Annotated in this window: 6 protein-coding genes; 3 read left to right on the top strand and 3 right to left on the bottom strand. The window is 69.4% G+C overall.

Annotated elements, in window-relative coordinates; genetic code table 11:
* Nucleotides 1-122: 122 nt before the first annotated feature.
* Both BLV01_RS04880 and BLV01_RS04875 read right to left on the bottom strand, forming a co-directional pair.
* Complete coding sequence (locus tag BLV01_RS04880; protein ID WP_091794797.1) at nucleotides 123-1088, bottom strand: TauD/TfdA family dioxygenase; 966 nt, start codon at nucleotides 1086-1088, stop codon at nucleotides 123-125.
* A gap of 202 nt (nucleotides 1089-1290) precedes the next feature.
* The gene (locus tag BLV01_RS04875; RefSeq protein WP_091794480.1) at nucleotides 1291-2976 is read right to left on the bottom strand and encodes an ABC transporter ATP-binding protein; all 1686 of its coding nucleotides are present in this window, start codon (nucleotides 2974-2976) and stop codon (nucleotides 1291-1293) included.
* Nucleotides 2977-3197: 221 nt separating this feature from the next.
* On the opposite strand from BLV01_RS04875, the gene BLV01_RS25185 reads away from it, so the two are divergent.
* Nucleotides 3198-3485, top strand: a complete 288-nt coding sequence (locus tag BLV01_RS25185) for a hypothetical protein (RefSeq protein ID WP_139178475.1) — start codon at nucleotides 3198-3200, stop codon at nucleotides 3483-3485.
* A gap of 429 nt (nucleotides 3486-3914) precedes the next feature.
* Here BLV01_RS25185 and BLV01_RS04870 read toward each other — a convergent pair whose 3' ends face one another.
* Entirely contained in the window at nucleotides 3915-6020 is a 2106-nt protein-coding gene (locus BLV01_RS04870) for a TonB-dependent receptor family protein (protein WP_139178474.1), read from the bottom strand.
* A gap of 280 nt (nucleotides 6021-6300) precedes the next feature.
* Here BLV01_RS04870 and BLV01_RS04865 point away from each other — a divergent pair, with 280 nt between their 5' ends.
* Nucleotides 6301-6903 (top strand): hypothetical protein, encoded by a 603-nt coding sequence (locus BLV01_RS04865; RefSeq protein WP_139178472.1) that lies wholly within the window; start codon nucleotides 6301-6303, stop codon nucleotides 6901-6903.
* Nucleotides 6904-7347: 444 nt separating this feature from the next.
* A complete protein-coding gene (locus BLV01_RS04860; protein WP_091794474.1) occupies nucleotides 7348-10443 on the top strand; it encodes a TonB-dependent receptor in 3096 nt (1031 codons plus the stop codon).
* Nucleotides 10444-10509 lie beyond the last annotated feature (66 nt).

The raw sequence follows: 10509 nt of genomic DNA, 5'->3' as shown, positions 1-10509 counted from the left end.
TGCACCGGTTGCAGCGCGGCATGACGGGGGACGCCGGCAAGCCTGCCCAGCTTCGAACGAAGTCGTGCGCCGGCCGCGCAGCCCGGATGGGGCCGGCGACCGCTCGCACCGCGGATCAGCGGCTAGCCCGGCAGGTGGCCGGAATAGGGGTTGCTGAGGGTGACGGCGATTTTTCGCGGGCCGCTGAACGTGCGGCGGCCGTGCGCGAACTGCATGTTGTCCAGCAGCAGGACGTCGCCTTGTTCCCAGGCGACGTCGTAGGCCTGCCGGTTCAGGCCGTCGCGCACGGCCTGGAGGATGTCGGCGGGGATGTCGCTGCCGTCGCCGAAGAACGACTGCCGCGGCAGCCGGTCGGCGCCGAACATGTCGATCATCGATTGCGCCGTGTCCTCGCCCAGGGACGAGACATGGAACAGGTGCGCCTGGTTGAAGAACAGCTTTTCGCCGGTGACCGGATGGCTGGCCACGCCCTGGCAGACCTGTCCGGTGCGCAGGGTCTCCTCGTCGAGCCATTCGTGCTCGATGCCGGCGTCGTCGCAGAACCGTGCCACTTCGGCCTTGTCGCTGGTCTGGAACACCGTCTCCCACGGCAGGTCGACGTAGGGGCGGTAATGGCGCACGTACTTGACCCGGCGCCGTTCGAACTCGTCCATCAGGCCCGCGCCGATGGCCTGGGTGGCGTCGCGCATGGACGCGATCGGCGTGGCGCCGCCGACTTCCGCCGGGGTCAGGCAACAGAACGCCACCAGCATCGGCCAGTCGCGCTGATAGGCGTTTTCGCAGTGCAGGGGAATTTCCTGCGATTGCGGGAATTCGGTGGCGGTGAACACGCCGCCGCCGAGCGAGGTGCGCGGGGTCGAGCGATAGGTGTAGTTGAGCCGGGCGTTGCCGATCTGATCGGCGACCGCGGCGAATTTTTCCACGCTGTCGACCGCGAACCCGCGGAACAGCAGGGCGCCGTGTTCGAGCAGGTCGTCTTTGATCTCGGCCGCGCGCTCGGCCAGCAGCGAGGCGAGATCGCAATGGGCATGGATGGGCGTGACCAGCAGAGGGGCGGGCACGTCGCCGTCCAATCGCTTTCTATTCATGTCCATATGCCTACCGGAAGTGATTGAAGAAATTCGATGAAAAAGCGGCCACTCGACGCGGCCCTCGCGAAAGGGGCGTCTGGCTCTGGTCTGTATGCGGACCGTGTTTCAGCTACGGCGGATAAGGCGTCGTAGCGGCGCGCGGTCCTGTGGAGGCGGGCGAAAAGGCGTGTGGATCATCGAAGAAGTCGGAGCGCGCGGCTCAGCCGGCCTCCATCGGTTCGGCCTCGACCGGTTGCTGGAACTGGCGCTGCACCAGGCGCGCGTAATAGGGATGGCTGGCGAGCAGTTCGCCATGGCTGCCGATGCCGGAGATGCGGCCGGCTTCGAGGAAACAGATGCGCTCGGCGTGGATCACCGTGGACAGGCGATGGGCGACGATGATGTTGGTGCGCCCGCGCATCAGCGCTTCCAGCGCCAGCCGCACCTGGTGCTCGGTCTCGCTGTCGAGGTTGGAGGTGGCCTCGTCGAGGATCAGCAGGTCCGGGTCGCGCAGGAACATGCGCGCGATGGCGATGCGCTGGCGCTGGCCGCCGGACAGGTTGTTGCCTTGCTCGATCAGCACGGTGTCCAGGCCCTGCGGCATGCGCTCGATGAAGTCCAGCGCGCCGGCGCGTTCGGCCGCCGAGCGCACCTGGTCGTCGGTGAACTCGCCGGACAGGCCGTAGGCGATGTTGTCGCGCACGCTGCCGGGCATGACCGGCGCGCTCTGCGCCACGTAGCCGATGCCGCCGCGCCACTGCTGCAGCGGATAGTCGGCGATGGGGCGGCCGTCGTAGAGGATCTCGCCGGAACTGGGTTGGTAGAAGCGCTCGATCAGCGACAGGATCGTGGTCTTGCCGCTGCCGCTGGCGCCGACCAGGGCGGTGGTGGTGCCCGGCTCGAACAGCAGGTCGATGCCGTTGAGCACGGTGGTGTCGCGGCCGGCGTAGGCGAAGGACACGTTGCGGAATTCCAGCAGGCCGCCGGGGCTGTGCGGCGCGGGCAGGACGCTGGATTTCTCCTCTTCCTCCTGCTCGGCGAAGATCGCCGCGATCCGCACCGAGGCGCCCTTGGCCTTCTGCAGCTCGGCGGTGAAGTTGGTCAGCTGCGCGAGCGGGTTGACCACGTTGAAGATGTACAGGATGAAGGCGGTGAGCGTGCCGACGCTGATCTCGCCGGCGGCCACGCGCGCGGCGCCGTAGACCAGGATGATGATGATCGCCATGGTCATCGCCAGGCTCATCACCGGCTCCAGCGCCACGTTCACGCGCGCGGTCTTCAGCCCCAGGCGCTTGAGGTCCTCGATCTCGGTCACGCTGCGCCGGCGTTCGTGGTCTTCGGCGGTGAACGCCTTGACCAGGCGGATCTCCTGGAAGATATGGGTGAGGATGCCGCTGATCCGGGCGACGCGGTCCTGGGTGCGGCGCGAGAGGCCGTCGAGCAGGAACGCGATCGGTATCATCACCGCGAAGGCGGCGACGACCGAACCCAGCAGGGTCAGCGTCAGCGGCACGTCCAGCAGCAGCAGGACCACGATCGAACCGGCCAGCAGCAACACGCCGGTGACCAGGTTGACGGTCTGCTTGGTGATCAGCTCGGAAATCGCTTCGCAATCGCGGACCACGCGGCTGACGCGCTCGCCGCTGCTTTCCTTGTCGAACGAGGCGACCGGCAGCCGCAGCAGCTTCTCGACCAGGGCCGCGCGCAGTTCCGCGACCACCTGGTAGCCGATGCGCGCGAGCATGTAGGCGGACAGCGCGCCCGCGGCGGCGCCGCCGACCAGGGCCGCGGCGACCAGCAACACCTGTTGCAACTCGATGCCGCCGCCGTCGAAGCGGTCGATCAAGTGCTTGGTCTGGATCGGGAACCACAACGAGCCCGCCACCGACGCCAGCGCGGCGAGCATGGCGACGGACGATGCGGCAACCGACGGCCGCCCGCGGCGGATCAATTGCCACAAATGGTTCCGGGTTGTCTTCGGTTCGCTCACTGTTTGGCCTTGATCGCGGAACGCGGCGAAAGTAGCAAGGCCACGAAATATCGATTGTGTTGCGATGCACGTATTGCGGTAAACGCGATCCGAATGCCGTTGCGCGAATATAAACGCGGTGCGAATGCGTCACGCGGATGACGCATGAACGACGCACCGGTGGCCGTCGCATTTCACGGAAATTTACGGGTTATGGCGAAAGGCGGACAGGTCATCCGATCGCGACCGCAAAGCGCGTCACAGCGGCGATGACATTCGTCATGCGCGCGATGGTGACAACAGGACAGGTAGCTGCGCGCGTGCGCGGACAGGTTCGATTCGTCGGCGTCGATGACGTTGCCGAAGCGACGCGCATCGCATCGTGCGCGCCAGTTCAGCTGTCCTTTGGGGTGGTGAAGGCGCGCGGCGTGCGTTCATGCCGATGAACTCCTCACTGCGCGTCGCTAGCGCGCATTCGCTCGAGGCATCGCATCGGCGCGAGTTCTTGCCGGGATCGAAACCTGTCCGGATACTTGGCGAAAAATTGCGTGGATGCGCAAGCGCTGCCTGCGCAGGCGCGCGAACAACGCAGGCGAAGCGGCACTGGGCGAATCTTCCGGATTGCGCGCGGATTGCGCGTCGGTTCGCGCGGCCGATTCGTCCGCGGCTTGCGTGGCATCGGAATTCGCGCAAGGTTTGTCCGGCTTTTCGCGCGAATTGGCCGAGCGTGGCGGATTGTTGACGTCGCGGCGGCCTTGGCTTCGCTCCGGCACGCGCGCGATTTTTCCTGGCGCGATGCTTCGGTCGCCGCGCAGGGATCGAAGCCGGCGGCCGCGAAGTGCGTTCCCCGTCGGCGTACGCCGCGCGTCGCCGCGCTACTGCCGCCGTTCCACGCCGATGGTGAAGCCGCGTCCCGCGCCCGGCTCGTAGAAGCGCGCGTTGCTTTCGTTGACGATCACCGAGCCGACATAGTCGCGGTCGAACAGATTGTCGGCGCGCGCGAACCCGCGCCAGCCGCGCGGCCCGCGCCATTGCAGGCGCAGCGCGAGTTGGGCGTAGCCCGGCGCGCGTTCGCTGTTGAGATCGTCGACCGCGACGGCGCTGTTGGCGCGCAGTTCCAGCGCGGCGCCGAACCGCGCGTGCGCGCTGTCCCAGGCGAGTTCGGCGTAGCCGTTGGCGCGCGCGACGCCCGGCACCCGGTTGCCCGAGGCGATGCTGCGCGGGCCGGCGGCGGTGTTGTAGGAGAACGGGCTGGCGAAGCGCGCGCGGGTCCAGTTGAACGAAGCCAGATAGCTCCAGTGCGGACCCCAGCGCCCGTCGACGCCGAGTTCCAGGCCGCTGCGGCGGGTGTCTCCGGCGTTGGTGAAGCTGGCGCGTCCGCCGCTGCTGGTCGCCGGCACGATCTCCTCGCGGCCGTCGATGCGGTACGCCGTCGCGCTGAAGCGGCCCCAGCGCGGACGCCAGCGCAGGCCGATCTCGGCGCTGGCGTAGCGCGCGGCGCGCAGGTCGCGATTGAAGCCGGAGCGATTGTCGGGGCCGTAGGCCAGTTCGGTCACCGTCGGCGTCTCGAAGCCGTTGCCGAGGCTGGCGAACAGTTCGCCGTTGGCGAAGGCGCGGGCGAGGCCGAGCGAGAACGTGGTGTTGCGGTAATCCAGGCGGCCGCCGTCGTCGCCGTTGCCCGCGGCTTGGTAACGATCGTCGGAGGAGAACCGGGTGCGCGCATGGCGCAGCGCGGCCAGCGTCTTCCAGCGTTCGCCCAGGCTGCGGTCGGCGACCGCGTACGCCTCGATGCTGCGCACCCGGTTGTCTTCGTCGCGGCGCAGGCGGCCGCGCACGCCCAGGCGCTGCGCGGCGCCGATGCCGGCGAAGTTCTCGTAGCCCTTGCGCGCTTCGTCGAGCCGGCCCAGTTCCAGGCCCAGCAGCAGCGAGCCCGAAGCGCCGCGCCAGCGATGGCCCAGGTCGATCCCGGTGCTGGCGCGGCCGACGTCGACCACGCCGCCGGCGCTGGTGGGCGCGCGCTGCGCGGCGACGGGGACGGCGAGGAACTGGACGATGTCGCGCTGGATGGCGTATGCGCCGATCCAGTACGAACGGTCCGGCGCGTACGCCGCCTCCCAGCGCGCGCCGGCCTGCAGGTTGCCGATGCGCTTGCGGGTATCGAAGGCGAGCGCGGCCGGGTCGGTGCCGCGCGGCGTGCGGCGCAGCCGTTCGCGGTCCAGGCCGAGCGGATCGTCGGTGTAGGGCTGGTCCAGCGCGGCGAGCACCAGCCGCAGGCTGTGGTCCCGATCCGGCGTCCAGCGCGCGACGGCGTTGAGTTGGGTGCGTTCGGCGGCGCTGTGCGTCCGCTCGCCGCCGCTAACGAAATGGCTGGCCTGCGCGCGCCAGCGCCAGTCGCCGTCGCCGCCGGCCAGGCCGGCCTCGGCGCGGTGGCTGGCGTGGCTGCCGACCCAGGCCGAGGCTTGCGCGCCATCGTCGCCGTCCAGCGCGGTTTCGGCCAGGATCGCGCCGCCGGCGGCGTTTCCGTACTGCAACGCCAACGGACCGCGCAGCACTTCGATCCGCTCCAGCGAGCCGATCGGAAACGAAGACGCCTGGCCTTGTCCGTCCAACGCCGTGGCGGGGATGCCGTCGACGACCAGCCTGATGCCGCGGATGCCGAAGGTCGAGCGCGCGCCATAGCCGCGGCTCTGGATCTGCAGGTCCTGGGCGTAGTTCTGCCGGTCCAGCACGCTTACGCCCGGCACCCGCACCAACGATTCGGCCAGGCTCACCTGGCGCTGGCCGTCGCGCAGCGCGTCGCCGGCGACGATGGCGGCCGAACCCGGAAATCCCGACAGCGCCCGCGGTTCGCCGAACACGCGCACGCTGTCGAGCTGGGTCGGCGGCTCGGCCGGCGCCGCGGCCGCGGCGGCCGGCATGCACGCCGCCAGCGCCGCGTACAGCGAGGCCAGACGGGGGCGGCGGAGTCGGTGCGTGGTCATGTCGTCGTGGGCGGTGCGGTGGAGCGAACGACGATAGCGCGTCGGCGTCGATGCGCGGTAGCCGCAATGCCGACGCAAATACCGGCCCGCGCGCGCGCGGCCGCCGGCGCAGCGCGTTGCGTACCGATGCGATCGCGCGCTGCGTCGCGCAGGCAGCGGATCGGAGCGTTGTGGCGTGCCTGCGCCGTGCGCGCAGCGGACGCGCGCAACCGCCGCGGCTTCACGCCCGCGCGCCGCCGGCGTTCCTTGCCGACAGACCCCGATCGCGGAGGACCGGCGCATGTGCATGTGGATCATGGTGGGACTGGACGAGTGGATCGTCGTCGACGGACGGCGCAAGCGCGAAGAGTGGCCGGTGCAGCCGCCGTTGGCCGAGCCGGTGGAGGCTTGCCTGGCCACCCGCGGGCTCAGCGGCTGCGTCGGCGTGGCGCTGAGCTGGAGCAGCGGCCACATCGGGCTGGCGCACGTGTTTTCCGGCTGCACCGACGGCCAGGGCCTGCCGCCGGGGCCGGACACCTGGAACGGCCCCGGCGGTTACCTGGAGCGGTTGAACCATGCCCTGGACGCGAGCCAGGCGGCGATCCCCGGCGCGGCCGAGGATCGCTATCGCGACGCGATGCTGATCTATTCCGAACCGACGCCCACCCGCACCGTCGAGCTGTTGCAGCAGTGGCTGCGCAGCAAGGGGTTCAGCGTCTCGCCCGATGCCGGCCAGGGCGGCCGCGACGTGATCGCCGGGCGCGACGAAGACGAAGAGATGAGCGTGATCGGCGACGGCCGGCATGCGCAGTATTTGATTTCCTCCGACCTGCGCTACGGCCTGCACGGGCAGATGACGGTATGCGAGGCCTTGTCGCAGCGCGCGCACCCGGCGGATCGCTGAGCCGACGCATCGGCCGCCGCGGGATCGGCAGCGCCGTCGCGGCCGCCGGGGCGGCGCGGGCGGCGCAGCGGTCTTTGTCGTGTCGCGACTGCGGGCCGCGATGCCGATCCAGGCGCATGCGCGTGCCGACCCTCGCGGCGCCTCGTTCGAGGTTTTCCGGCCCGTTCGCGCTCGCCCGCCGCAGGCCGCCGGCGCGTCCGCCAACCGTATACGCCGGCTCGCGGCGGTCGCGTCCGGCTCCCGCGGCCACGCGCCGCCGCGCGTTCCATGTTGCGACGCGACAATAAAAACGGCCGGGAAAACGCTTTTTCCATGACTGCGATTCCAGTTTTGTCCCGGTAATTGACAGCGCTGTCATGCGCGTGCCAAATCGCCCCCCAGCAGTCCAGGGGCGGGCAGACCCGCCCGCCTACGCATCGTGAGAGATCCTGGGGAGGAATTTCGATGAAGCAAACGCGTAGCGCCTCGCGGCGCTCGGTATTGACGTCCGCAATGCTGCTGGCGCTGGGCCAGCCGGTCTACGCGCAGAGCGCCGCGCCCGCGGACGGGGGCGACGGCCAGGCGCAAGCGCCCGCCGCCGCGGCCGCGCAAAGCCGCCCCGGCGCCGCCGCCGACGCGCGCACGCTGGACACCGTCGTGGTCACCGGCATCAAGGGCAGCCTGACCTCGTCGATGAACCTCAAGCGCGACGCCGAGGGCATCGTCGACGGCATCGTCGCCGAGGACATCGGCAAGTTCCCCGACACCAACCTGGCCGAGGCGCTGCAGCGCATCAGCGGCGTGTCGATCGACCGCAACGCCGGCGAAGGCTCGCGCGTGACCGTGCGCGGCGTCGGCCCCGACTTCAACATGGTCCTGCTCAACGGCCGGCAGATGCCGACCTCGACCGGCAGCCGCGCGTTCGAGTTCAGCGACCTGGCCGCCGAATCGATCTCCGCGGTCGAGGTCTACAAGACCAGCCGCGCCAGCACGCCCGCCGGCGGCATCGGCGCGACGATCAACATCAAGACCGCGCGTCCGCTCGACAATCCCGGGCTGCACGCCAACGTCGGCGTCAAGGGCATCTGGGACACCTCCGACGACGACCTGCCGGGCGATCTGAAGGGGGATTCGGTCACGCCCGACGCCTCGGGCATCTTCAGCGCGACCTCGGCCGACGGCCGCTTCGGCATCGGCCTGAGCGCCAACTACCTCAAGCGCGAATCCGGCTCGGCCTCGGCGTTCGTCGCTTCCGGCAACGGCTGGCGGCCGTTCATCGACACTCCGCTGGCCAGCGGCGAAGGCTCGGGCTCGGCGCTGCCGCTGCCGGGCCAGCCGGGCTCGGGGAACATCACCGACCGGCCCGGCCCGAACGACGTCTATTCGATGCCGCAGAGCCTGGGCTACAGCGTCAACTCGGTCAAACGCGAGCGCATCAACGGCCAGCTGACCCTGCAGTGGGCGCCGACCGACAACCTCACCACCACGCTCGACTACACCTATTCGCAGAACAAGATCGAGCAGATGCGCCACGACATGTCGGTGTGGCTCAACTTCACCCCGGGCGTGAGTTCGTGGACGAAGGGATCGGGCTCATCGCCGCTGGTCTACGACGAGCGCTACAACGGCCTGTCCGACTTCGCCAACGGCGCCGGCAAGAGCGCGATCAAGCGCGAGAACAAGTCGGTCGGCCTCAACGTCGACTGGCGGGTGAGCGACGACTTCAAGCTCAACTTCGACTACCACCGCTCCACCGCCGATTCCTCGCCCGACAGCCCCTACGGCTCCAGCAACACCCTGGCCAGCGCCGGCTTCTTCCGCGCCGGCAACACCATCGACTTCAGCCGCGACTTCCCGGTGCTGACCCTGCACCTGCCCAACGGCATGAGCGCGATCGACCCGGCGCAGATGCTGGTGACCGGCTCGGTGTTCCGCAACGAGCGCGAGCGCGCGCAGATCGAGCAGTTCCAGGCCAGCGGCGAATACCAGTTCCAGGACTACTCCAAGCTCAACTTCGGCGTCGGCTCGACCGACTACAAGAACCGCTCGGCCTTCACCCACGTCCAGCTCGACACCTGGGGCGGCGCCACCAGCCCGAACGACTATCCCGATTCGGTCTGGCAGCTCGCGCACATGGGCGACTACTTCCGCGGCGTCGGCGGCGCCAACGATCCGCGCTTCACCGATGCGTTCTTCGTGTTCGACTTCGACCGCGTGCGCCAGTTGGCCGAGGACGCCTGGGTCGCCAGCGGCAAGGGCGTGCGCGACGACTACCGCGCCTCGTTCGACTACACCGGCGCGCCGGTGCCCGGCAGCGCCGCCAACCGCACGGTCGGCGACAGCCGCGTGCGCGAGGAGTCGCGCAGCTTCTACGTGCAGTGGAGCAACACCTTCGACTGGAAGCTGCCGGTGCACGTGGCCGGCGGCGTGCGCTACGAGCGCACCAAGGTCAAGGCCTCGGCGCTGCAGCCGGCGCCGGTCGGCATCGACTGGATCGCCGCCAACGAGTTCGTCATCCGCTACGCCGGCTCGCAGTTCCGCGAGCTCGACGGCGACTACAAGTATTGGCTGCCGAGCCTGGACGTGGCCATCGACCTCAACGACAGCATGAAGCTGCGCGCCAGCTACGGCGAGTCGATCGGCCGGCCGAACTGGGGCAAGCTCAACCCGGCGCTGAGCGTCGGCGGCCAGGCGCGCTTCGACGGCGGCGGCGGCAGCGCGGGCAATCCGGCGCTCAAGCCGCTGGAGTCGCGCAACTTCGACCTGTCCTATGAGTGGTATTACGGCGAATCGAGCTATCTGTCGGTCGGCTACTTCCGCAAGAAGATCGACAACTTCATCGCCGACCAGGTCAGCCGGCAGACGCCGTACCCGGACCTGCACACCCCGTCCGGCGGCAACTACTGGAACCAGGCCCTCGCCGCCGGCGGCTGCGCCAGCACCGACCGGCCATGCATCCGCAACTACATCCTCAACACCTACAACGGCCAGCCCGGCGTGGTGAAGACCGGGGTGGACTCCAACGGCTTCGCCACCGGCAGCATCAGCGGCCTGCCCGGCGATCCGGTGCTGGCGTTCAACGTCACCCAGCCGGTCAACAACCGCGCCGATACGCTCGACGGCTGGGAGTTCAACGTCCAGCACGTGTTCGGCCAGTCCGGCTTCGGCCTCTCGGCCAACTACACCATCGTCGACTCGGGCCTGACCTACAGGAACGGCAGCCTGGGCACCCAGTTCGCGATGACCGGGCTCAGCGATTCGGCCAACCTGGTGGCGTTCTACGAAAAGGGGCCGTGGCAGGCGCGCGCGGCCTACAACTGGCGCGACCAGTTCCTGACCGACCTGGGCGACGGCAAGGGCGCCAACCCGATCTACGTCGAGGCGTACGGGCAGCTGGACATGAACGTCAGCTACGCGGTGTCCGACAACCTGGTGCTGACCCTGGAAGGCATCAACGTGACCGACGAGACCATGCGCACGCGCGGCCGCAACAAGCGCCAGCTGTACTCGTTCGACCAGTACGGGCCGCGCTACATGTTCGGGGTGCGCTACAAGTTCTGACCGCGGCGCCCGTGCGTCCTGCGCCGCGGCGCAGGGCGCGCGCGGGCCTGCCGGAACCCGGCCGCA

Source organism: Lysobacter sp. yr284 (genome assembly GCF_900107375.1).
In the GTDB taxonomy this organism is placed as follows: domain Bacteria; phylum Pseudomonadota; class Gammaproteobacteria; order Xanthomonadales; family Xanthomonadaceae; genus Lysobacter.
This window is presented reverse-complemented; position numbering and strand designations above follow the sequence as displayed.